Genomic DNA, 24094 nt, shown 5'->3' with positions numbered 1-24094 from the left:
TATCACCTACATAATTTATTCCTGTTTTGCATTGATTTCATCTTCAGGTTGTAATTCTGCAACAGGTTTATTTGTGCTTTCCTTAACCTTAAGCATGTTTAATTCTTCATTAAGCCTTTTTATTTTGTTGTTCAAATCATTGATCTTTATGCCATGCTTAATCCTTCTTGCTATATCAAAAGGAAGCATAATAAGAATCCCAAATAAAGCTGAAGCCAGTATTATTACGGCCTGCGACATATTAAACTTGTACCACAATATATTAATAGTAATGATTGTCGCATTCTGAATAGCAAAAAGCGCAATAAACAAAGCGAAGAACATCGAAATAACAATAATGAATTGCATGCACAGTCCCACCTTTACAATATGTTACTTATAAATAGCATAATCTATTTATTGTAAAATATAAAGAAGTTTTTACTGCAATAACTTTTAGCAGCATCTGTTGCGTTGGCTGATAACGATTGCATCCGAATCAGGAGTCATTTAAAAAAGGTAACGGGAAATGATCCGTTACCTTTAAATTTAATGAGCTGTTCTTGTCTTTGGCTTTGAATTTCCCTTTAAAATTATCCATAAAGGACCTGATATAAAAATTGAAGAATAGGTTCCGGCTAATATGCCTGCTATCAAAGGTAAAGCGAAATCTTTGATTGCCGGCACTCCAAGAATATACAGCGCCAATACCGTCAGCAATGTAGTAAGTGAAGTATTGACACTCCTGGACAAAGTCTGGCTTATACTTTCGTTAACCAGCTGAACATCATCGATCTTCTTAACATTTTTTAAATTCTCTCTCACTCTGTCAAAGATAACAATTGTATTATTTATAGAATATCCGACTATAGTCAATATGGCTGCAATAAATGAACTGTTTACCGGGATCCTGGTGACACCATACAAAACGATCATCATAATGACATCATGTATTAATGCAATTACAGCCGCCAGCCCAAATTTCCATTCAAATCTGAAAGAAATATATATCAATATGCCGATGTTAGCTAAAACTAAAGCCCATAATGCTTGTTTTTTAAGCTCATTACCTATAGCAGGGCCTATGGTTTCAAAATTGATATTGCCGGTTGTTATGCCATACTTTTCAATGAATGAATCCAAAATTGCCTTACGATTTGCATCATCCAATGCCAGTTTTGTTCTGATGACGACTTCATCTCTTGCCTCACCGGCATATGTTACCGTTGCTTCTTTGTCATACTTATCCATTATCGCTCTTATTTCAGATACTTCAAAGGTCTTCCCGATCTTTGCCTGAATAGTTGCTCCTCCGGTAAAATCAATTCCAAAATTCAAACCGCCATTGATGAAAGTGAAGATCAAGCCTATTGCAATTATTATGATGGATATGGAGAACCATATTTTTTTGTTTTCAACAAATTTAAAATTTTTCATAAGCTTTACCCCCTATGCCCCATATAACTTTTTATTAGATAAAGCACTGATGCTGGATACCAGCTTCATCAATTGCTTAGTTACAACGATTGCAGTAAACATGCTGGCTAAGATACCGATGGATAAGGTAACCGCAAAGCCCTTTATGGGACCAGTGCCAAAGTAGAAGAGTACAACTGCTGCAATCAAAGTCGTGATGTTTGAGTCAAATATAGTCAGGAAGGCTCTTCTGAACCCGGAATCAATTGCTGCTCTCAGACTTTTGCCCAGTTTAAGTTCTTCTTTCAATCTCTCAAAGATGATCACATTGGCATCTACCGCCATACCTATAGATAATACTATACCAGCTATGCCCGGCAGCGTTAAAGTAGCTTGCAATGCAGCTAAAGCAAACAGTACTATGCAGATATACAATACCAAAGTTATATCAGCTACTAGACCAGGCAATCTATAATATAAAATCATAAATACCAATACTAGCAAAATGCCTATCCCGCCTGCGGCCAAGCTTTTATCAAAAGAGTTGGCTCCAAGTTCAGGGCCTATGCTGGTAACCTGCAATGTTTTAAGCTCTACAGGCAGAGCACCTGCTCTTATAAGCATTGCTAAGTCTGCTGCCTCTTCCATAGTCATCCTGCCGGAGATCTGGCATTTGCCATCTGTTATGGCTTCATTAACCTGGGGAGCAGAAATTACACTTTCATCAAGGTAAATAGCGATTATTTTGCCTACATTATTAGAAGTTGCTAAGGCAAATTTCTTTGCTCCTTCAGAAGTCAATTCCAATGATACTACAGGTTCTTGTATGCCTGTCTGACTTTGTGATGCATAAACTGCTTTGGCTTCCTTAATATCATTGCCCGTTAATACTGTATTACCAGCTTCATCTACAAATTTCAGCTGAGCTGTTTTTCCAATCACTTCAAGGGCTCTCTGTGTATCCTGTATTTCTGGCAAACCTATTCGTATTCTTTTTGCCCCTTGTCTTGTTATAGTAGGCTCAGTTACTCCCAGGGAGTCGATACGCTCTCTTATAGTAGCAATAGCCCTTTCTATTTTTTCATCGGTTACAGGATCGTTGGGGTTATCCTGAGCTTCAAGTACTACCTCGGCGCCCCCCCTCAAATCTAATCCCAGCTTAATAAGATTCTTTACCGGTATAACTTCATATTTCCCCAATTGAAGTCCATATGCTGCAACATAGCTTAATATACCGATCAATGCGACTATCGCCAAAAATTTTACTATGTTTTTCGAATTCATCTGTACTCCCCCTTTTAAAAGTTCACAATGGTTATTATATTACTTTTAGCTTTTGGAGTCAATGACAAAGGGAATATCAAAATAGTACAATATTTGCTTCATATAATTTTAAAGCAGTAACATAGATATCATTGTTACTGCTTTATGTAACATATTAGCTTAGCTATTTTCAACTGAGGAATTTTTCCCGATTCGTGAATTCAGCAAGTTTTCACATTTTTGATTTGCAACCGTGCATGAAGTTTTGCATGCTGATTGACATGAATTCTGGCATTCTCCGCAGCCGCCGTTTATGGCCCTTTCACCATGAGTTGTTTTGCTTATAGTCTTTATGTATTTCATATTTGGTGCCTCCTAATAGTTTTTTCCCATAAATTATAACACAATCCGCAATTTTATTAAAGTATTTAAGACATATTTACACCGACAATTCCCCCGATAAAGCCTACCAGTGAAGCCATCAAGACTTTTGCAATAAAGTACTTATCAAAAGCAGGAATCTGGCCCCATATCATGCTTATGGGAATGATGATCAATACAAATATGATGCCTATTATTATACCATACAGCCATCCTTTGCTTTTGATTTTTTTGCTGCAGTACATAGCTGCTGCTACAATGCTTATCATGGTTATAACTTGTGTAATTATAGACATTGTGTTATCTGACACGGGTGTAATTGATAATACCACAGCATATATTATTATGCATACTAATGAGATAATCAATGCAAGAAATATTGATTTTACCAATATCAATATTTTATTTTCACTTTCTTTATCATACGATTTAATAGCTTTCTTTTTAAAGCGTTGCATAGCCGCACCCCCAATAATATTTATTTTCAGTAAACATTATTCCATTTGAGGTGTTTTTATTCATAAATAAGAAAGTAACTTGAGGTATTTCAAGTTACTTTCTGTATTAAGCTTCTACTTTTTTACCGATAGCCCATCTAGCAATCTTCAGCTTGGTCTTATCTGCTCCGACTTCTATGGTAACTGCATCGTCCTTAACATTAAGAACTTTACCATAGATGCCTCCGATAGTTAATATTTCATCTCCTTCTTTGATATTACTTCTCATCTCCTGGATTTGTTTATCCTTTTTTCTTTGAGGTCTGATGAGTAGAAGATAAAATATTCCCAAGATTGCAACATACATTAAAATTGTTGAAACCCATGCTGGCATTATGCATCCCTCCTCCGCATTGTATATTCAATAAAAATGTGAAAAATCCTTCTTTTCATTTATTTTTTGTAGCCATAACTTTCAAAAAATTCTTCTCTAAAGCTTAAAAGCCTATCTTCATTTATGGCACTTCTGATATCCTTCATTAGATTCTGTAAAAATCTAAGATTATGTATGGTCGTCAAACGACCTCCTAATATCTCCCCAGCTTTGATCAAATGCCTTATATAAGCCCTTGAAAAATTCCTGCAAGTGTAGCAATCGCATTTTTCATCCAGTGGCTTTGAATCCCTGGAGTACTCAGCATTTCTAACAACAAGCTTTCCTTCCGAAGTCATAACGGTGCCATTCCTAGCTATTCTGGTCGGCAGCACACAATCAAACATGTCAATGCCCCTTATCGCACCATCTATCAAGGAGTCAGGGCTTCCTACGCCCATAAGATACCTTGGCTTATCTTTTGGCAATACCGGAACCGTATACTCCAATACTTCATTCATTTCTTCTTTAGGTTCGCCTACACTTAACCCTCCGATTGCATATCCCGGGAGATCAACATCAATGGTCATTTTGGCGCTTTCTATTCTTAGATCCTTAAAGATGCCGCCTTGTACAATTCCAAACAAGGCTTGTGTACCGGTTTTAGTATGTGCTTTTTCACATCGCTTCAGCCACCTAACAGTTCTTTCCATGGATTTTTTCGCATAGTCTTTATCGCAGGGATATGGCATACATTCATCAAATGCCATGATGATATCGGCTCCAAGTGACTCTTCGATTTCCATTACATATTCAGGCGAAAAAAAATGCTTTGAACCATCCAAATGAGATTTGAACTCGACACCCTCTTCGCTTATTTTTCGCAGCTCATTCAAGCTGAATACCTGAAAGCCTCCGCTATCTGTTAATATAGGTCTATCCCAATTCATAAAGCCATGAAGGCCTCCGAAATCCTCTATAAGCTTGTGCCCAGGTCTAATATATAAATGATATGTATTGCCAAGTATAATTTGGGCTCCAATGTCTTTTAATTCATCCGGACTCATAGCTTTAACGGTAGCTTGAGTACCGACAGGCATAAATGCTGGTGTATCAATAACACCATGGAGTGTATGAACTCTTCCCAGTCTGGCATATGTATCCTTGCTTTCTTTTATTAGCTCGTATTTTACTGCCACTAATTATTTCCCTCGCTATTCATCTATATTATCAATGAGTACTTTTTCTATTAACCCGTCTTTTATTGAAAGCACCTTGAGTTTTGCATTTCCTACTCTGTAATCTATCCCCTCATATACAGGTCTATGAGTATCTTCTGCCATCTTTGTTATTACTCCACCTATAGTATTGCCTAAATTTTCAGGTATATTTAAACCGGTAATGGTATTCGCATCATATACAGATATGGCAGCAGAAAAAACATGCCCATTTCCTTCTATTTTTATTTCCTTTGTAAAGAGATATTTTCTAATAGCAAAAACTATCGCTATAGCGACAACACCTAACGCAATGTCAAGGGTCGTATCGCTATAAATAAGCATCTTTCTCGCGATAGCATAGAGTACAACCTCAAGAACACTGGAAGTAGAATGGGACATGAGCATTATTACAAGTTCCACACCCACTACTAGCAGCAATATATGCCCTAAAAACTTCTGAAACACCAAATATGTATCGATTGGATTTGTTTTAAAAATGATATATATATACTTTGCTAAATCAACCGCACTAACAATAATTGCAGCAATAATAAATAAGGCCAATATAATTTCAAGATAATATGTATATTTAATAAGCTTATTCTTAAAAAACCCCAGGTTTTTACTCACGTAATACATTCCCCCTAAAAATTATATTATTAACATCGCATCTCCAAAGCTAAAAAATCTATACTCTAGATTTACTGCTTCTTTATATGCATTCATTATTTTATCTTTCCCTGCCAACGCGCTTACAAGCATCATAAGTGTTGATTCAGGAAGGTGAAAGTTGGTTATTAATGCATCAGTACATTTAAATTTATAACCCGGATAGATAAAAATATCTGTCCAACCTTTTTTTTCACTTATAATGCCATCAGCATCGGCTGCGGACTCTATTGTCCTAGTCGATGTCGTTCCAACACAGATTATTCTTTTCCCTTTCTCTTTTGAAGAATTGATCATATCAGCACTCTCACGGCTTATATCATAGTATTCCGAATGCATTTTGTGTTCTTCTATGTTAGTTACTTTAACAGGTCTGAATGTGCCTAATCCAACATGAAGTGTTATATAAGCTAATTTCACCCCCTTTTTTTCGATTTCCTCCAGCAAGTCATCTGTAAAATGCAATCCCGCGGTAGGGGCCGCAGCGGATCCTTCATGTTTTGAATAAACTGTCTGATATCGCTCTTTATCTTTCAGCTCTTTCTTAATATACGGAGGCAAAGGCATATTGCCTAATCTATCCAGTATATTTTCAAACACACCTTCATAGCTAAATTTTACAAGCCGGTTGCCGCCTTCGACTATTTCCATAACCTCGGCAACCAATTCACCTCCTCCGAATATAAATCTGGATCCCGGTTTTGCCTTTTTCCCTGGTCTGAGCATTACTTCCCAAATATCATTGGGTTTTCTGGTCAGCAGCAAGAACTCTATACTGCTCTGTGTTCCTTCTTTTATGCCGTACAGCCTGGCAGGGATCACTTTTGTATTATTAAGCACCAGGCAATCTCCCGGGTTTAAATAATTCAAAATATCTCTAAAGGTTTTGTGCTCTATATTGCCGGTTTCCTTGTGTAATACCAACAGTCTTGACATATCTCTAGGATAAATAGGATCCTGAGCTATCAACTCCTGGGGCAAATCATAATAAAAGTCCGATGTATTCATGCTATTCTCCCTACTTCACTTTTGTTCCAGTATAATAATGCTCTAATATTTCTATAAAGCTGTATCCGCTGTCAGCCATACCCTTTGCACCGTACTGGCTCATACCTACTCCATGGCCCCAGCCCTTGCCGTTTAAAATATAGGTTTGCGGCATTATATTATATTGTTGAACATCAAACAATCCTTTTATACTAATTTTTTTACTTGACGGTTCTATAGTGGCCTGTCCAGACGCAGATATTATATGCAATCCCTGTGGTCTTTTTACTCTTATGCTATTACTATTTGTATCATAAATATTCACATCGGAATCTGTCTTGATTTCATACCATATACTTTTTATATTTGATGTGCCAAAAATAGTCCTAATTTTCTCTTTCTCCAATATAACAGCACTTTTTGAGCCGGTAATTTCAACCTTTTTTGCTCTTCCAAACTCACTTGTTTCAATAATATTTACGTCAATTATATCTCCGATATCCATATTATTTTCTACCAATTTCTGCTGCATTGCTTTTCTGTCCAATGCATGGGTCCATGAGTCATTGGGGCTCCCAATGGAAAATGGATCGTCAACACCTCTTAAATAGGGTATTTCTTCGCTCCATATATTTTCTGAGCTCTCAGTATGGCCTCCGCTGCTCGAATGATAGAAAGTAGTTGCCACTTCATCACCGTAAAACACCAATTTATTCTTCGTTTGAGCTACTGCTCTATTTGTGCTTTCATGCTCTTTACTGTAACCCTTATAAGCCTGGCAATGGGTGGTGCTGCATAAATCATAACCATCTTTGTTATGTTTCCCTAAATTGATAACAGCATAATTTCTGGCTGCAACCGCTTGAGCTTTTAATGCCTCAATAGGCCAGGCAGGATTTGCTTCGCTTCCTACTACGCTATACAAGTATTCATCAAAGGCAACATCATTAATAGCGAAGATGCTGCCGTCATCTTGGGTTTTTAGCAATATATTTCCTCTATATTTAACTCCATTGATCTCTAACGGATTTGTATTCTTCATACTTTCTGAAGATTTTATCTCTACCTGCTGGGTCTTATATATGAGCATCACATCATTATTATTCACATCTGCTATTTGTATTCTTCTTTGATCAGGCTCCACCGGTTTATATGTGTAAGAATTGTTTTCGTCTTTATAAATATTTATTTGATCCACGCATTGTTTCTCGTCCAAAAATAAACCAGTCCATACACTCCATACTCCATCGTAAGCCAAAAATGAATTCGGCAGCTTTGTCTTTATATTTTTCAATAATTTTTCTGCAGTATCATAATCAGCGAAAGCTTCGCCAATTTGTATATGATAAGGCCCAATAATGTCTCCCTGGTATTTGACCGCCTTTATATATTGAATTTTTTTTATTTCTCTATCAATGATATTGTAATAGCCATCTGTTCTGAAAGACAGCTTTAAAGGCTTTGAAACATTTAATAAAGCAGATCTGTCTTCACCATTCAAAGAGTTAACAACAGCAGGAGAATTGCAGCTTATGACCATCTCACTGCTTGCAGAATTATAATTCAAGCCTACTTTAACCCTTTCGGGAATAATGGGTGATGCATTTACCGGTGATATAAACGTTAATGTTAAAACTAAAGCTATATAAACTATGTATAAACTCTTATAATGTCTCTGCATATTATATACCTTCCTAAATTTTTTACTTAATTATAGTTCTACAAAAGCTAAACATATCCTTCAAAAATTTTAATAACCCATATCAATTTTTTTGTTTTCGGTTATGGCTTTATAGCCTAAGATTTTTTACTCTGCAATATTAAAATGCTTATATACTAAATGAGTTACCATTCTGCCTCTGGGTGTCCTATTAAGGAAACCGATTTGCAGCAAATATGGCTCGTAAACATCCTCAATAGTATTTGACTCCTCACCTATAGAAGCCGCTAAAGTATCTAACCCTACCGGACCTCCGCCAAATTTATTAATTATGGTAAGAAGCATCTTGCGATCAATATTGTCTAAACCTATATGATCGACTTCAAGAAGCTTGAGTGCCTCATCCGCTACATCTCTTGTTATTCTGCCGTCAGCTTTCACCTGAGCAAAGTCCCTCACACGCCTTAGCAGCCTGTTTGCTATTCTTGGTGTACCTCTCGATCTTCTTGCAATTTCTTCCGCTCCATCCTCTTCAATGTGTATCCTAAGAAGATTCGCCGATCTATATACGATTTCATATAATTCTTTATTATTATAATAATCAAGCCTGCATATAACCCCAAATCTGTCTCTCAGCGGAGCAGAAAGCATGCCAGCCCTGGTTGTAGCCCCTATCAAAGTAAAGCTGGGTATATCAAGTCTTATGGACCTTGCACTGGGACCTTTGCCGATTATAATATCGATAGCATAATCCTCCATTGCAGGATATAATATTTCCTCCACACTTCTGTTTAACCTGTGAATTTCATCAATAAAAAGCACATCGTTATTGTTGAGATTGGTCAATATGGCTGCCAAATCCCCAGGCTTTTCTATGGCAGGTCCAGAAGTAACCCGAATATTGGAGCCCAATTCATTAGCTATGATATTGGCCAGAGTAGTCTTTCCTAGCCCTGGCGGGCCATACAGCAGAACATGATCTAAGGATTCATTCCGTTTTCTTGCCGCTTCAATAAAAATACTCATCTTTTCTTTAACTGCTGTCTGTCCTATGTATTCATCCAAAAATTTAGGTCTCAGATTCATTTCATTTTCATTATCTTCATTCATTATATTAGCAGTTATTAATCTTTCTTCCATCTTTACCCCCGTTTAAACTCTTGAGAGTTGTTTTAATGCCTCTTTGATCAGATTATCTATAGGCTTTTCCTTGTCCTCTATTTTGGAGAATGCCAATGATGCCTCATTATAGCTGTAGCCTAAGGACATCAATGCATCTATTACCTCCGGCATATTATTACCCTTCTCATCATTTACATTCATTAGAATTTCTGAATCAATATTTATTTTATCCCTGAGCTCCAGCAATATCCTCTCTGCAGTCTTCTTGCCAATGCCCGGAGCTTGAGTCAGAGCTTTAATATTTTGAGTGCCTAAGGCTAAAACCAACTCATTAGGCTTTAGGCAGGACAATAATGATAGCGCAGCCTTAGGTCCTATTCCCGATACAGATATAAGAAGCTTGAATATATCCAGTTCATTTCTGCTGGAAAAACCGTATAGTATCAAATCATCTTCTTTGACATGCATATGGGTATATACTTTTGTTTTATTTGCTACTCTTAAATCCGAAATAGTATTGGCAGAAGAAAATATTTTATATCCTATACCGCCAATATCAATTACCACATGATCTTCTTTTGTCTCTGCTATAATACCGTTTAAATAATCAAACATTTTTTTGCTCCTTTATAACTTAAATAAACTAGAAAACCTTGAGGAATTGCCGTGACATATTGCTACAGCAAGTGCATCGGCTACATCATCAGGTTTTGGCGTTTCATTCAAACGCAAAAGCATTTTAACCATTTGCTGTATTTGTTTCTTATCAGCTCTTCCATAACCTACTATTGCTTGTTTTACCTGCAAAGGGGTGTATTCAAAAATTGGTATGCCCAAAATAGAGGCGGCCAATATAGCTATCCCCCTGGCATGTCCTACTGTAAGAGCAGTCTTTATGTTCTTGTTAAAAAACAATTCTTCTATAGCATAGGCATCAGGTTTATATTTATTTAACAGTAAGCTCAATCCGTTATATAGACAAGTAAGGCGATCAGGCATTGGTACATAGGATTCTGTGGTCAAAGCTCCGTAATCTATTATTTTATATTTATTGCCTTCCAGGTCCAGTATTCCATAACCTAATATCGCTATTCCAGGGTCAATGCCCATAATTATCAAGCAAAACACATCCAATCCAAACATATATTCGTTATGAATACTATAACCTTTTTCTGAAAAAAAATAAAGCAGGAAAATCGCTGCCCCATTTTTATAAAGCATACAAGCTGTAAGCAAATTAACTTTGCCTACTATTAATTGCTAAATCCTTCCAATTTCTGTTCCATGTCATCCTCGGTATCTGCAACTATACCGCTTTGCAGCATTATCTGGTCTTCAGGCGTTAGTGTATCAATAATAATATCTGTCTTTTCTTTCAATATTTTTTCACCATTATCATTGTAGACATAAATAGCTATATATTCACCTTCTATGCCAATAATGAAATGCCTGGGACAATAAGTCTCAATATCCTTGGTCAGAGTGATAAAATCTTCATCTATACCTGCCAGGCTCCAGCCGGTATTATTCTTCATAAATTCTTCTTCGCTCAATCCTGTAAATGCAGGTGGCAAATTTATTGTTTTCTCAATTTTATGACCACATATCGTAAATGATGTAACATAATTGATTTTATGATGCTCATTCAGTACAAAATCTTCTTCAATTGCAATCTCGTTTGCATTTATGACATTATCAACATCAACCTTAGTAAAGTTTTTTAAACTTTCTGGAACTTTCAAGTTTTCATTGATTTTATTAAAGCTATTTGCTTCATTTTCTGTGCCCATGTTTATATAGTAGCTTATGGAAAAAGCAATAAAAAGCATTAGTCCCATTATAAATACGATAAACTTTTTCTTCCCTTTTCTTTTATCTTCAAACATAAGTATAACCTCCATACTATTATGGAGGTTATTATTGCCATAATTTTATATTTTATACATTAAAAAGCTATTATCTACTCCTCATCAGGCAGCTCAGCATTATGGTAAACGTCCTGCACGTCGTCGTTGTCGTCGAACATGTCAAGCATCTTGTTAATCTTTTTAGCATCTTCTGCATCAGTAACAGATACAATATTCTGAGGGATCATAGTCACTTCTGCAGATACCATGGGTACCCCTTCCTTTTCGAGCTGCAGCCTTACATCGGAAAAGGCTGCAGGATCAGTTATTATCTCATAGGAATCTTCTTCTGCCGAAAAATCCTCTGCGCCGGCTTCTAATGCTTTCATCATCAGTTCTTCTTCATCAATACTATCTGACCTCTCTACAATTATAAGGCCTTTTTTATCGAACATCCAGCCTACACAACCGGCATTTCCCATACTGCCTCCATTTTTATCAAATATATGCCTTACATCGCCTGCGGTTCTATTTCTATTTTCTGTTAGAGTATTTACAATTACAGCTACTCCTCCAGAGGCATAGCCTTCATAAATTATCTCTTCATAGTTCACATCGCCTAATTCACCCGAGCCGCGTTTTATTGCCCTATTTATTGTATCATTGGGCATATTACAACTTTTTGCTTTTGCTATAACATCACGCAGTTTACCATTACTATCAGGATCAGCCCCGGCTTTCGCCGCTATAGATATTTCCTTTCCCAGTTTGGTAAATATTTTTCCTCTCGCTGCATCTGCTTTACCTTTTTTATGCTTAATATTCGCCCATTTTGAATGACCTGACATAAAAATCCTCCTCTCATGAATTCACAAAAATAATCCTACCATATCTAAACTAGATGTGTAAACGTTAAACACTCGCCCTTTTGTACATCTTGGGCATGTTTCTCTTATGTTTACTTGCATTATGCATTGCATCCACTCTATTTTTGATAGAAGCATCAGCTTCGCCATTTGCAATATAATCATCAAGCTCTTTATAGCTCATTTTCATCTCATCTTCATCAGTTTGATTCTCCCATAAGCCTGCAGTAGGAGCTTTATAGATAAGCTCATCAGGAACGCCTAAATATTTCGCCAGCTCATATATTTCGCTTTTTACAAAGTCGGCAATAGGCATTATATCTACACCGCTATCTCCATGCTTGGTAAAGTATCCAATAGTTAATTCGCTTTTGTTGGTAGGACCTACGACCAGGTAATTGTTTTTCCCCGCATAATAATACAAAGTCACCATGCGAAGCCTTGATTTAATATTACCCAACAAAAGCCTCGAATCAGATTGATCAGAACCGATTGACTTTGACAATATATCATATACAGGGTCTAATAAAACTCTTTCGAGCCTTAATTCCAGCTTTTCAGCGGCTAATCTTGCATCCTCTTCATCCTTTGGATTGCTATGGCAAGGAAGAATCAAGCACAGCGTGTCTTCAGGAAAGGCCCTCTTGCATAAAGCCGCGGCAACGGCAGAGTCAATGCCTCCTGATAAGCCCAAAACCACACCCTTTGCTTTTGCAGCAAATACAGTCTCTCTAAGCCATGAACAGATCTCATTGCACTGCTTATCTATATTTTTCACATAAATCCCTCCAAAATAAAAGCATGTTACATTTATAATATCATTGCAAATTATTGATGTAAATTAATTCTCATGTATATTGTAACCCTTTAATCAAAACCTATATTAACAGTCTCATTATAAGATGAAGCTTATAGTGCTATGTGAACCTCAGATATTATCCATCGGGTAAAAGCACTTCACAAATAAAGGGAGGCATAACAATGAAATTCAAATCAAAAACAGCTCTTACCATAATAGGCTTTATTGCCGGAATAGTCAATGGCCTCTGCGGATCAGGCGGAGGAACCATTCTGGTGCCTTCACTGGTATTCTTAAGCAAGGTTAAAGACCATAGTGCTCATGCCACAGCCATTGCAGTCATATTGCCCCTTACAATCATCAGTTCTTTTATATATGTGAAATCCGGCATAATAGATGTTGACACTACGCTTAAAGTGACAATAGGCTCCGTAACAGGAGCTTATATAGGCTCAAAGCTTCTGAATAAGCTTCCCATAAATATCTTGCGAAAGCTATTTGGAATATTTATGATTATAGCTGCGATAAGGATGGTGATCTAATGGCTAAAGTATTAATAGGCATTGCCGCTGGTGTTATCGGAGGTATGGGAATAGGAGGAGGCACAATTTTGATTCCCGGAATTATTTTTCTGCTTAAAATAGAGCAGCAGACAGCTCAAAGCATAAACTTGCTCTCCTTCATTCCTGCAGCAACCCTAGCAGTGTTTATTCATAATAAAAATAAAAATATAGAAAAAAGCATCCTTGTTCCACTGATCGTGTCAGGTATGCTGGGTGCTGTTATAGGCGCTGTTATTGCCGTGAGATTAAATCCATCATTGCTGAAGAAGTCATTTTCGGGCTTCTTATTCATTATGGGCCTGTATGAGATATTTTCAAAAAAGCATTAAAATTGCATCTTCGCCTAAATACATCGCTCTGTAGTCTCTTATTGCTTAAAGCACATAATTTTTAACCTTTGCTGATGTAACGGCATCAAATTCTCCTTTTATGTATATGCCGTCATCCTTATATTCCTTATGCAATATTTTACCGTTATCATGCAAATAAGCTATTAAGGAACCCTCATTATAAGGAACCAACAATTCCAGGGTTTGAGAATTTTTATTTACATAGTACTCAATTCTATCTAAGAGCTTTTCTAAATTAATTTTATTTTTGGCGGAAATATTTATCACATCAGACTCAAACATCGCGTCTTTATTGTATACTTCGCTTCCGGATATGATTTTATCTAATTTATTTATTGCTAATATAGAAGGCTTACTATCTGCCTTTAAATCTTTCATTACACCATTTACAATATCAATCTGTTCTTCGTAGTTTTCATTGCTTCCATCGACCACATGAACAAGTAAATCTGCATAAGTAACTTCCTCTAAAGTTGATTTAAATGCAACCACCAACTCATGGGGCAACTTTTTAATAAAGCCTACAGTATCTGATACAACTATTTCCTGCCCGCTATTAAGACATACTCTTTTGACTGTGGGATCTAAGGTGGCAAATAATTGATCTTCAACATAAACCTCTGAATTGGATAAAGAGTTTAACAAAGTGGATTTACCTGCATTAGTATAGCCGACCAAACATACATGAAATATATTGCCTGCTCTGCTTTCTCTCCTTAAATCTCTATGTTTTTTAATCTCTGCTACTTCAATTTCAAGTTCGCGCACTCTTTCTCTTATTCTTCTTCTATCTATCTCAAGCTTTTTTTCACCGGGTCCTCTTGTCCCAATACCGCCTCCCGTTCTGGACATCTGTACACCAAATCCTATTAATCTTGGCATCATATATTTAAGCTGCGCAAGTTCTACTTGCAGCTTTCCTTCTTTTGATTTTGCCCTTTTTGCAAATATATCTAATATTATTTGTGTTCTATCTATGACCCTTACTCCAAGCTCTCGCTCCAAATTTCTAATTTGAGCCCCGGATAATTCTTCATCAAAAACTACCAAATTTGCTTCTCTTTTCTGAATTTCCATTTTTATTTCTTCAAGTTTCCCTTTTCCAATCAGAAAGGCACTGTCAATGCTAGTCCTATTTTGTGCAATCCTGCAAACCTGAATGCCACCTGCAGTATTCAAAAGTTCCTCCAGTTCATCTAAATCCTCTATACCGTTTATTCCGACAAGAATGGCCTTCTCCTCATCTTCACATATGTTTACCGTTGTATTCTTTTCTTCCTTGAAATCCGACTCTATCCCGCTTATCAATTCTACTGCATTAATAGAAAGAAGCTTATTTATAGAATATGGCCCTACCTGTATTGCATTATAATCTGACTCCTCTTTTGCCAGATATGCAATATAAGCATCCTTGGGGGAGCCGTCTGATACACCTATGCCCACAATCAAATCCAGTTTTATTGCTTTAAGGGCTGAAGTATCCATATCAGACAGCATACCATGTCCATTTGGATGAGTATGTATGCATCTTATTCCGCTTAAACTTTCCTTAGACCTTCTTTCTGTATACTCTTTTAGCATTGCGGAGGCATAATCCCCAATTACCGCATCTATAATCTCACCCTTTCTATTTATGTAAATAGCGACTTCCCTTTGGGTCTCTCCGGTTATTTCACATATGATGTCCAATATATCACTTGATATTATCGAGCTGTTTTCAATGATTTCCCCTTTAATAGAATCCAGCCTCTTCAGAATGGTCTTTCTTATATAATTTCTATCCAAAGCTTATCTCCACCTTTGCAATTTCATCAGCAATATAATATTTATAATCTCTGATAATCCAAATATTATTTAATATAATTAGATTTGTCAAGTATGAGTCTTTATAGTATAAAATTTCAATGATTTGACTAATATTAAAAGGACTACAACTTACTGAATAGAGGTATTTGAAAAAAGACAACTTTTCTGCCATAATAAAATTATTAGAAGCTTTAAATAGGGAGTGACGCTATGATAAAATTTTCTGAAATATATAAGATGTTCAGCTATACAAAATTATTAGCAATTTTGTTAATAATAATGATAACATTTTTTATTTTTTCATCCATATATACCGTAAAAGAGGGAGAAGTAGGAGTTTTACGGACCTTTGGAAGAGTAACGGACTTTACTAAGCCCGGATTACACTTAAAGTTTCCATATCCGGTTCAGGATATAGATGTAATGAATGTGAGCAGATCAAACCTGATTGAAGTAGGCTTTAAAGATGCTCAGAACGCAAAGCGAAATTCTCAAAACCATGAATCTCAATTAGTTACCGGTGATGATGGAATTATTCTAGTGGATCTGCTTGTGGAATGGAGAATAAGCGATCCCTATGCTTATCTTTTCAAGGTTAAAGACCCTGAAAGCATATTAAAAAACTCCATTCTTTCTTCTTTACAGTCTGCAGCAAGTAAATCTACAGTAGATTCAATATTATCCGATGGAAAAACAATTTTACAGAATGATATAAAAAAAGATATTGAGAAAAATATATCCGGTTATAATTTGGGCATAGAATTATTAAGTGTAAAAATCCTTGATGCAAAGCCGACCGAGGAGATTAAACCTGCCTTTGACGCTGTTTTTGATGCTATTGAGCAAAAAAATATTCTAATCAATAAAGCTGAAGAGTATAGAAATCAAAAAGTTCCGGCAGCTGAAGGTGAAGCGAATAAAATGATAAAAGAAGCCGAAGCTTATAAAGAGGAAAGAATAAATAAAGCTAAAGCGGAAACGGATAGCTTCAATTCCATATATAAAGAATATAAAATGAGCAAAGAAGTAACAAAATCCCGCATGCTTATAGAAGCTCTTGAAGAGATACTGCCAGGAGCTAATATATATATAATGGATACAAAAAATGGGACTTTGAATAATATCCCCACCGAAGAAATAAAAGGAGAAAAGTGATGAGTCAGTTTAATAGCCTAAATGTAAAGAAAAAAGACACTAAATTAATTGCGCTGCTAAAGAAGGTATCTATATTGATTGCCATGGTAGCAGTTGTCCTGACTGTTTTTTTCAACGCACTCATAGTGCAAGAGGATGAAATTGTTTTTATAAGGAGCTTCGGTAAAACAATCAGAATAATTGATAAACCTGGTTTATATTTTAAAATCCCTTTTGTAAATAGTACCTCCACTATCTCAAAAAAGATATTTTGTTATGATTCCCAAAGCTCAAAATTTGTGACCAAGGATAATAAGAATCTCTTATTTGAAAATTATACTCTATGGAAGATAAATGATGCAAAAACTTTCATAGATACATTGCAATCAATTGGGTATGCAGAAGCCAAAATTGAAAATTCTGTCTATACATCTATGCGAGCAAAGCTAATAAACATTGATTATGCCGATATCATTAAGAATATTAATGCCAACGGCGTTAGCCAAGCAATACTGGAAAATGTTAAAGATGAATTAAAGCCTTACGGGATAGAAGTAATCGACATCAGATCAAAAAATATATACTTGCCTCAGGAGAGCCAAGATGCAGTATATTCAAGAATGAAATCTGAAAAAGAAAAAATTGCAGCACAACATCTAAGCTTAGGCGAAAAAGAAGCAACACAGATAAGAGCCGAAACAGATAAGGAAGTAAAAATTATTATTTCTAAAGCTCAGTCTGAGTCTGAAAGAATAAGGGGCTCAGCCGATGCAGAGGCTGCAAAAATATACGCCAATAGTTATAATAAGGACCCTGAATTTTATAAATTCATGCGGACGTTAGAGTCTTATAAAAAAACTCTGATAAATAAGCCGACAATAATAATCCCTATTGATTCACCCTTTGCCAAATACCTAATCGGAAAATATAAATAAATCTCTTATTTGGGACTCAGGATTAAGAACTCAGAGAACATGAAATACCATAGGCAGCTTTATCAGAAGTCATTTTCCAAAAAATAAAAAAAAGACCCGGCGACGACCTACTCTCCCGGGACCCTGCGGTCCAAGTACCATCGGCACTAGAGAGCTTAACTTCTGTGTTCGGCATGGGAACAGGTGTGGCCTCTCTGTTATTGTCACCGGATAATTTGCTATGGGGTATTCCTTTTGGGTCAGCCTCTAGTCTCTGGCTTCTGGCCTCTAGATTAGGGCATTCCCTTGGGGTCTTTTTTTCTAGCTAGCAGCCAGTGGCTAGTAGCTAGCGGCTCGCAGCTTAAGGCTGCGTGCACCTTCAAAACTACACAATATCTGAGCTTTGTTTGTCTGAAGAATATTTTTAGATCAAGCCCTCGACCTATTAGTATCGGTCAGCTGCATACATTGCTGTACTTACACCTCCGACCTATCTACCACGTGGTCTACATGGGGTCTTACCAGATTACTCTGTGGGAAATCTCATCTTGAAGCCGGCTTCGCGCTTAGATGCCTTCAGCGCTTATCCGTTCCGAACTTAGCTACTCAGCTATGCCCTTGGCAGGACAACTGATACACCAGAGGTTCGTCCATCCCGGTCCTCTCGTACTAAGGACAGATCTCCTCAAATTTCCTGCGCCCGCGACGGATAGGGACCGAACTGTCTCACGACGTTCTGAACCCAGCTCGCGTGCCGCTTTAATGGGCGAACAGCCCAACCCTTGGGACCTACTCCAGCCCCAGGATGCGACGAGCCGACATCGAGGTGCCAAACCTCCCCGTCGATGTGGACTCTTGGGGGAGATAAGCCTGTTATCCCCGAGGTAGCTTTTATCCGTTGAGCGATGGCCCTTCCACTCGGTACCACCGGATCACTAAGCCCTACTTTCGTATCTGCTCGAGTTGTCTCTCTTGCAGTTAAGCTCCCTTTTGCCTTTGCACTCTGCGAATGATTTCCAACCATTCTGAGGGAACCTTTGGACGCCTCCGTTACTCTTTGGGAGGCGACCGCCCCAGTCAAACTGCCCGCCTGGCTATGTCCCATGACCAGTTATATGGCCACTGGTTAGAATTTCAGTATCTCAAGAGTGGTATCCCAACGGTGACTCCATTAAGACTGGCGTCTTAATTTCTCAGTCTCCCACCTATCCTGTACATGAAATACCGAAACCCAATGCCAAGCTACAGTAAAGCTCTACGGGGTCTTTCCGTCCAATCGCGGGTAACTAGCATCTTCACTAGTACTACAATTTCGCCGAGCGCGTTGTCGAGACAGTGCCCAAGTCGTTACGCCATTCGTGCGGGTCAGAACTTACCTGACAAGGAATTTCGCTACCTTAGGACCGTTATAGTTACGGCCGCCGTTTACTGGGGCTTAAGTTCATACCTTCGCTTGCGCTAAGCATTCCCCTTAACCTTCCAGCACCGGGCAGGCGTCAGCCCCTATACTTCATCTTTCGATTTAGCAGAGACCTGTGTTTTTGCTAAACAGTCGCTTGGGCCTTTTCACTGCGACTCTATCTCTAGAGTACCCCTTCTCCCGAAGTTACGGGGTTATTTTGCCGAGTTCCTTAACAACGCTTCTCTCGCTCGTCTTAGGATTCTCTCCTCATCTACCTGTGTCGGTTTGCGGTACGGGCACCTAGTTTCTCGTTAGCAGCTTTTCTTGACAGTGTGAAATCAGATGCTTCGTTACTTGGATTTCACTCCCCTTTACACATCAGCCTTATGACATACGGTCTTTCCTGTATGTCAGCCTTTGTGCTTGGACACGGATTACCAACACCGTGCTCATCTTATCCTCCTGCGTCACTGCTTCCTTCATGCGATTCTAGGTGGTATCGGAATGTCAACCGATTGTCCATCGGATACGCTATACGCCTCTCCTTAGGTCCCGACTTACCCTGAGCGGACGAACCTTCCTCAGGAATCCTTAGATTTTCGACGGTTAAGATTCTCACTTAACTTTCGCTACTTATACCAGCATTCTCTCTTCTATGCAGTCCACTACTCCTTTCGGTATAGCTTCAGCCTACATAGAATGCTCCCCTACCCATGTTTCCATGCCATAGCTTCGGTACCAAACTTTAGCCCCGGACATTTTCGGCGCATGACCACTTGACCAGTGAGCTATTACGCACTCTTTCAATGAGTGGCTGCTTCTAAGCCAACATCCTGGTTGTCTGTGTAGTCACACATCCTTTTCCACTTAGTTTGGATTTGGGGACCTTAGCTGATGGTCTGGGCTCTTTCCCTTTTGACCACGGATCTTATCATTCGTAGTCTGACTCCCAATGAGCAAATCTTCGGCATTCGGAGTTTGATAGGGTTCGGTAACCTTAAAAGCCCCTAGCCCATTCAGTGCTCTACCTCCGAGATTCTCCATTGAGGCTAGCCCTAAAGCTATTTCGGGGAGAACCAGCTATCTCCGAGTTCGATTGGAATTTCTCCGCTATCCACAGCTCATCCCCCGTTTTTTCAACAACGGTGAGTTCGGGCCTCCATTGAATTTTACTTCAACTTCACCCTGTCCATGGATAGGTCACCCGGTTTCGGGTCTGCAATAGCTAACTTTACGCCCTATTAAGGCTCGCTTTCGCTTCGGCTTCAGACCAAAAGTCCTTAACCTCGCTAGCCATCGCAACTCGCTGGTCCGTTCTACAAAAAGTACGCGGTCACACTTAAATGTGCTCCCACCGATTGTAAGCATACGGTTTCAGGTTCTTTTTCACTCCCCTCCCGGGGTTCTTTTCACCTTTCCCTCACGGTACTGTGCGCTATCGGTCACCAGGTAGTATTTAGCCTTGGGAGGTGGGCCTCCCGTCTTCCCACTAGGTTTCTCGTTCCTCGTGGTACTCTGGATTCCGGCTTCCATATTTCCCTTTTCGCCTACAGGATTTTTACCTTCTGCGATTGAGCTTTCCAGCTCTATTCGGCTAAGGGTCTTATGGTTTATGCCGGTCCTAACCCCAAAGTGGTTTCCCTCTTTGGTTTGGGCTCTTCCCCGTTCGCTCGCCGCTACTTAGGGAATCGATGTTTCTTTCTTTTCCTCGGGGTACTTAGATGTTTCAGTTCCCCCGGTGTCCCTTCATACAGCTATTTTATTGACTGTATGATACCTAAGCATTACCTTAGGTGAGTTTCCTCATTCGGAGATCTGTGGGTCATGGCCTATTTGCGGCTTACCACAGCTTTTCGCAGCTTGTCACGTCCTTCTTCGGCTCCTGGTGCCAAGGCATCCACCATATGCTCTTATTAGCTTGATCAGTGTTTTTCCTCAGCTTTAGTAGTAGTACAGTATCTACATACTGTTACCTCTTCTTTTCTCAGTATTGTGCAGTTTTCAAGGTGCATGGCGAGCTTCGCTCGCAAGCTTCTGGCTTCTTGCCTCTTGCTTCTGGCATTTTGCCAGCGGCTAGTGGCTAGCGGCCAGTGGCTGAAAGTCCAATGGACTTTCAAAACTAATCAGTATCAGATATAATGTATTCTCTTGGGTAGTTATATTGGGTCAGCTTCTAGCTTCTGGCCTCTTGCTTCTGGCATTTAGGTATTCCTCTTGGGTCTGCCTTGTTTGCCAGCGGCTAGTGGCTAGCAGCCAGTGGCTAGTCCATCGACCATAGGATTATGAGAGTGTTACTTCTCATGTGCTCCTTAGAAAGGAGGTGATCCAGCCGCACCTTCCGATACGGCTACCTTGTTACGACTTCACCCCAGTCATTGGCTTCACCTTCGACGGCTCTCTCCTTGCGGTTAAGTCACCGGCTTCGGGTGCTTCCAACTCCCATGGTGTGACGGGCGGTGTGTACAAGGCCCGGGAACGTATTCACCGCGACATGCTGATTCGCGATTACTAGCAACTCCGACTTCATGTTCTCGGGTTGCAGAGAACAATCTGAACTGGGAGTATTTTTTAGGGATTTGCTTGCCATCACTGGTTTGCTTCCCGTTGTTATACCCATTGTAGCACGTGTGTAGCCCAGAACATAAGGGGCATGATGATTTGACGTCATCCCCACCTTCCTCCGAATTGTCTCCGGCAGTCTACTTAGAGTGCTCAACCAAATGTTAGCAACTAAGTATAGGGGTTGCGCTCGTTGCGGGACTTAACCCAACATCTCACGACACGAGCTGACGACAACCATGCACCACCTGTCTTCCTGTCCCGAAGGATTTCATCCCATTACGGATTATGCAGGAGATGTCAAGTTCTGGTAAGGTTCTTCGCGTTGCTTCGAATTAAACCACATGCTCCGCTGCTTGTGCGGGCCCCCGTCAATTCCTTTGAGTTTCAACCTTGCGGCCGTACTCCCCAGGCGGGATACTTATTGCGTTTACTGCGGCACGGAAGGGGTCGATACCTCCCACACCTAGTATCCATAGTTTACAGCGTGGACTACCAGGGTATCTAATCCTGTTTGCTCCCCACGCTTTCGCGCCTCAGCGTCAGTTATCGTCCAGAAAGCCGCCTTCGCCACTGGTGTTCCTCCTAATATCTACGCATTTCACCGCTACACTAGGAATTCCGCTTTCCTCTCCGACACTCGAGCCCATCAGTTTCATATGCAATCCCCAAGTTGAGCCTGGGGGTTTCACATCTGACTTAACAGGCCGCCTACGCGCCCTTTACGCCCAGTAATTCCGGACAACGCTCGCCACCTACGTATTACCGCGGCTGCTGGCACGTAGTTAGCCGTGGCTTCCTCTTTTGGTACCGTCATTATCGTCCCAAAAGACAGGAGTTTACAATCCGAAAACCTTCGTCCTCCACGCGGCGTTGCTGCATCAGAGTTTCCTCCATTGTGCAATATTCCCCACTGCTGCCTCCCGTAGGAGTCTGGACCGTGTCTCAGTTCCAGTGTGGCCGTTCATCCTCTCAGATCGGCTACTGATCGTCGCCTTGGTAGGCTTCTACCCCACCAACTAGCTAATCAGGCGCGGGCCCATCTTAAAGCGGATTTCTCCTTTGATTACAAAGTCATGCGACTTTCTAATGTTATGCGGTATTAGCACCGATTTCTCGGTGTTATCCCCCTCTTTAAGGCAGGTTGCCCACGTGTTACTCACCCGTCCGCCACTAAAATACGTCAATAGTAAACTACTTCCGCATTTCCGTTCGACTTGCATGTGTTAGGCACGCCGCCAGCGTTCGTCCTGAGCCAGGATCAAACTCTCTAATTAATATCTTAAAATCATTATTTCTAATGCTTTTATACATAAATAGTTGTTCAATCCTACTCAAAAGAATTACATTCTTCATATCTAATACTGTTTAGTTTTCAAAGTCCATTTTACCGTCGGCTCATCGTGCCGACCTTTCCTATATTATCACGCATCAAACGAGATGTCAATATATTTTTTGTCTTTTAATCTTCAAAAGGATTTTTTGTCGGTACTAAATTCAAGAATTTGTCACTGCTTCCCTGCGGCAAATTTATATAGCTTTCGGGAACATCTCCTACAATAATCGTTTCTGAAACGGGTACATTAGTAGAAACATCAATTTTATCCCCCGCAAAAGGAATTATTATTTGAACTTTTGTATCTACCTTTAAATAAATCTTTAATCTTGTCTGGTTTATCCCGGCTTCAGAAAACTCTGTTATGAAATTTACGTTTACAGAGCCCGCAGGCTGAATTTTAATATTAAACCTTGGACCAAAATCAGCAAAAAGTTGGCTGCCCATAACATTACCGATTGGAATTGAGAGATCCCTTGCTGTAATATTTTCGAGCTCATTTTGTATAGATATGGAGGTTTCTACAGCTAATCGGTTCATTTCAATAGCGTTTGCCTGTACCATAGTCACCTTTCCCATATTGTCAGTTTTTATAATTAACAGATTTCCGAAACTATCCATTTCTATCTTCTTGCTCACTGCATCATTGATTGCTTGAGTCGCAAACAATCTCGCCTTTATCTCTGACATTACAATAATCTTGGGCCTAATATTATTTTCTACATATATATAAAAAGATAACATTAAAATAAAGGTTATTAATGCAAAGAAGAATACTCTTCTCTTCTTCCTAAGTGCATGGTTGTTATACCACCTCATTTTTACACCACCATATTTCAAAATTTATTATTTTCATAATTAATATATGAAGGATGTGGTTTGTTCAATGTTTTATTTATTTTTTTAGCTTTAGAACTATTTCCCTTTGAATTCGTCAAATTACCATATGCAAAGCCTTATTTGATAACATTATATCAGTATGATATAATTGGTCTATTAAATAATCCCCTA

The 24094-nt window shown here is 39.0% G+C and carries 22 protein-coding genes and 3 rRNA genes; 4 read left to right on the top strand and 21 right to left on the bottom strand.

Going from position 1 to position 24094, the window contains the following annotated elements; all coding sequences use genetic code 11:
* Nucleotides 1-15: 15 nt before the first annotated feature.
* From AC4HCY_RS12165 to nadE, 16 genes are all read right to left on the bottom strand, one after another.
* Nucleotides 16-348 carry a LapA family protein gene (locus AC4HCY_RS12165; protein ID WP_323433489.1) on the bottom strand — a complete coding sequence of 111 codons (333 nt, stop codon included), beginning with the start codon at nt 346-348 and terminating at the stop codon, nt 16-18.
* 180 nt (nt 349-528) lie between these two features.
* On the bottom strand, nt 529-1416 hold the full coding sequence (gene secF, locus AC4HCY_RS12160) for a protein translocase subunit SecF (RefSeq protein ID WP_323433490.1): 888 nt from the start codon (nt 1414-1416) through the stop codon (nt 529-531).
* A 12-nt stretch (nt 1417-1428) separates the two neighbouring features.
* Complete coding sequence (secD, locus tag AC4HCY_RS12155; protein WP_323433491.1) at nt 1429-2679, bottom strand: protein translocase subunit SecD; 1251 nt, start codon at nt 2677-2679, stop codon at nt 1429-1431.
* 159 nt (nt 2680-2838) lie between these two features.
* Nucleotides 2839-3021 (bottom strand): six-cysteine ranthipeptide SCIFF, encoded by a 183-nt coding sequence (gene scfA, locus AC4HCY_RS12150; RefSeq protein WP_323433492.1) that lies wholly within the window; start codon nt 3019-3021, stop codon nt 2839-2841.
* Between the two features lie 65 nt (nt 3022-3086).
* Entirely contained in the window at nt 3087-3497 is a 411-nt protein-coding gene (locus AC4HCY_RS12145) for a TIGR04086 family membrane protein (protein WP_323433493.1), read from the bottom strand.
* A 106-nt stretch (nt 3498-3603) separates the two neighbouring features.
* Nucleotides 3604-3870, bottom strand: a complete 267-nt coding sequence (yajC, locus tag AC4HCY_RS12140) for a preprotein translocase subunit YajC (protein WP_255227261.1) — start codon at nt 3868-3870, stop codon at nt 3604-3606.
* A 59-nt stretch (nt 3871-3929) separates the two neighbouring features.
* Nucleotides 3930-5048: a tRNA guanosine(34) transglycosylase Tgt gene (tgt, locus tag AC4HCY_RS12135; RefSeq protein ID WP_323433494.1), complete on the bottom strand. Its 1119-nt coding sequence runs from the start codon at nt 5046-5048 to the stop codon at nt 3930-3932.
* Between the two features lie 15 nt (nt 5049-5063).
* On the bottom strand, nt 5064-5699 hold the full coding sequence (locus AC4HCY_RS12130; RefSeq protein ID WP_323433495.1) for a transporter associated domain-containing protein: 636 nt from the start codon (nt 5697-5699) through the stop codon (nt 5064-5066).
* A gap of 21 nt (nt 5700-5720) precedes the next feature.
* Nucleotides 5721-6746, bottom strand: coding sequence for a tRNA preQ1(34) S-adenosylmethionine ribosyltransferase-isomerase QueA (queA, locus tag AC4HCY_RS12125; RefSeq protein ID WP_323433496.1), 1026 nt, complete (start codon nt 6744-6746; stop codon nt 5721-5723).
* A gap of 10 nt (nt 6747-6756) precedes the next feature.
* Complete coding sequence (locus AC4HCY_RS12120) at nt 6757-8406, bottom strand: SpoIID/LytB domain-containing protein (RefSeq protein WP_491094341.1); 1650 nt, start codon at nt 8404-8406, stop codon at nt 6757-6759.
* 126 nt (nt 8407-8532) lie between these two features.
* Nucleotides 8533-9525, bottom strand: a complete 993-nt coding sequence (ruvB, locus tag AC4HCY_RS12115; RefSeq protein ID WP_323433498.1) for a Holliday junction branch migration DNA helicase RuvB — start codon at nt 9523-9525, stop codon at nt 8533-8535.
* A 12-nt stretch (nt 9526-9537) separates the two neighbouring features.
* A complete protein-coding gene (gene ruvA / locus AC4HCY_RS12110) occupies nt 9538-10122 on the bottom strand; it encodes a Holliday junction branch migration protein RuvA (protein ID WP_323433499.1) in 585 nt (194 codons plus the stop codon).
* A 12-nt stretch (nt 10123-10134) separates the two neighbouring features.
* Entirely contained in the window at nt 10135-10626 is a 492-nt protein-coding gene (gene ruvC / locus AC4HCY_RS12105; protein ID WP_491094340.1) for a crossover junction endodeoxyribonuclease RuvC, read from the bottom strand.
* Nucleotides 10627-10760: 134 nt separating this feature from the next.
* On the bottom strand, nt 10761-11393 hold the full coding sequence (locus tag AC4HCY_RS12100) for a BofC C-terminal domain-containing protein (RefSeq protein WP_323433501.1): 633 nt from the start codon (nt 11391-11393) through the stop codon (nt 10761-10763).
* A 74-nt stretch (nt 11394-11467) separates the two neighbouring features.
* A complete protein-coding gene (locus AC4HCY_RS12095) occupies nt 11468-12202 on the bottom strand; it encodes a YebC/PmpR family DNA-binding transcriptional regulator (protein ID WP_323433502.1) in 735 nt (244 codons plus the stop codon).
* 64 nt (nt 12203-12266) lie between these two features.
* Nucleotides 12267-12998: an NAD(+) synthase gene (nadE, locus tag AC4HCY_RS12090; RefSeq protein ID WP_491094339.1), complete on the bottom strand. Its 732-nt coding sequence runs from the start codon at nt 12996-12998 to the stop codon at nt 12267-12269.
* A 203-nt stretch (nt 12999-13201) separates the two neighbouring features.
* Here nadE and AC4HCY_RS12085 point away from each other — a divergent pair, with 203 nt between their 5' ends.
* A complete protein-coding gene (locus AC4HCY_RS12085; RefSeq protein WP_323433504.1) occupies nt 13202-13561 on the top strand; it encodes a sulfite exporter TauE/SafE family protein in 360 nt (119 codons plus the stop codon).
* Nucleotides 13561-13911 carry a sulfite exporter TauE/SafE family protein gene (locus tag AC4HCY_RS12080; RefSeq protein ID WP_491094338.1) on the top strand — a complete coding sequence of 117 codons (351 nt, stop codon included), beginning with the start codon at nt 13561-13563 and terminating at the stop codon, nt 13909-13911. Before AC4HCY_RS12085 ends, AC4HCY_RS12080 begins: the two co-directional genes overlap by 1 nt.
* Before the next feature lie 45 nt (nt 13912-13956).
* Here AC4HCY_RS12080 and hflX read toward each other — a convergent pair whose 3' ends face one another.
* The gene (hflX, locus tag AC4HCY_RS12075) at nt 13957-15717 is read right to left on the bottom strand and encodes a GTPase HflX (RefSeq protein ID WP_491094337.1); all 1761 of its coding nucleotides are present in this window, start codon (nt 15715-15717) and stop codon (nt 13957-13959) included.
* A gap of 231 nt (nt 15718-15948) precedes the next feature.
* Here hflX and hflK point away from each other — a divergent pair, with 231 nt between their 5' ends.
* Both hflK and hflC read left to right on the top strand, forming a co-directional pair.
* A complete protein-coding gene (gene hflK, locus AC4HCY_RS12070) occupies nt 15949-16893 on the top strand; it encodes an FtsH protease activity modulator HflK (RefSeq protein WP_491094336.1) in 945 nt (314 codons plus the stop codon).
* On the top strand, nt 16893-17807 hold the full coding sequence (gene hflC, locus AC4HCY_RS12065; RefSeq protein WP_323433508.1) for a protease modulator HflC: 915 nt from the start codon (nt 16893-16895) through the stop codon (nt 17805-17807). Before hflK ends, hflC begins: the two co-directional genes overlap by 1 nt.
* A 94-nt stretch (nt 17808-17901) precedes the next feature.
* Here the strand turns inward: hflC and rrf are convergent.
* The 4 genes from rrf to yunB form a co-directional block, all read right to left on the bottom strand.
* A 5S ribosomal RNA gene (gene rrf / locus AC4HCY_RS12060) occupies nt 17902-18018 on the bottom strand.
* 193 nt (nt 18019-18211) lie between these two features.
* Nucleotides 18212-21112, bottom strand: a 23S ribosomal RNA gene (locus tag AC4HCY_RS12055).
* 389 nt (nt 21113-21501) lie between these two features.
* Nucleotides 21502-23024 (bottom strand): 16S ribosomal RNA (locus AC4HCY_RS12050).
* The 16S, 23S and 5S rRNA genes sit together here, the layout of an rRNA operon.
* A 185-nt stretch (nt 23025-23209) precedes the next feature.
* Nucleotides 23210-23923, bottom strand: coding sequence for a sporulation protein YunB (yunB, locus tag AC4HCY_RS12045; RefSeq protein WP_323432488.1), 714 nt, complete (start codon nt 23921-23923; stop codon nt 23210-23212).
* Nucleotides 23924-24094 lie beyond the last annotated feature (171 nt).

The sequence above is a fragment of the Lutispora sp. QWL-02 genome, assembly GCF_058315355.1.
Note: the sequence above shows the minus strand (reverse complement) of the source record. Positions and strands in the feature narration are given on the sequence as shown.